Annotated in this window: 1 rRNA gene; it reads right to left on the bottom strand. The window is 49.1% G+C overall.

The annotated features are described in order from the left end of the window. Positions 1-536, bottom strand: a 23S ribosomal RNA gene (locus tag OGX91_RS00210); the annotation flags it as partial. Positions 537-674 lie beyond the last annotated feature (138 nt).

Genomic DNA, 674 nt, shown 5'->3' with positions numbered 1-674 from the left:
CCACTGCTTGTACGTACACGGTTTCAGGTTCTTTTTCACTCCCCTCGCCGGGGTTCTTTTCGCCTTTCCCTCACGGTACTGGTTCACTATCGGTCAGTCAGGAGTATTTAGCCTTGGAGGATGGTCCCCCCATATTCAGACAGGATACCACGTGTCCCGCCCTACTCTTCGAGTTCACAGCCTGTGCATTTTGGTGTACGGGACTATCACCCTGTACCGTCGGACTTTCCAGACCGTTCCACTAACACACAAGCTGATTCAGACTCTGGGCTGCTCCCCGTTCGCTCGCCGCTACTGGGGGAATCTCGGTTGATTTCTTTTCCTCGGGGTACTTAGATGTTTCAGTTCCCCCGGTTCGCTTCATTACGCTATGTATTCACGTAATGATAGTGTGACGAATCACACTGGGTTTCCCCATTCGGAAATCGCCGGTTATAACGGTTCATATCACCTTACCGACGCTTATCGCAGATTAGCACGTCCTTCATCGCCTCTGACTGCCAGGGCATCCACCGTGTACGCTTAGTCGCTTAACCTCACAACCCGAAGATGTTTCACTTCTGATTGCGAAAATTTGAGAGACTCGAACACACCGCTTTTCATTTCTTATTACGGAGAAATGAAACAGTGTGTCGTTTCAATTTTCAGCTTGATCCAGATTTTTAAAGAGCAAA

Source organism: Citrobacter sp. Cpa228 (genome assembly GCF_030333085.1).
Lineage (GTDB): Bacteria > Pseudomonadota > Gammaproteobacteria > Enterobacterales > Enterobacteriaceae > Citrobacter > Citrobacter pasteurii.
This window is presented reverse-complemented; position numbering and strand designations above follow the sequence as displayed.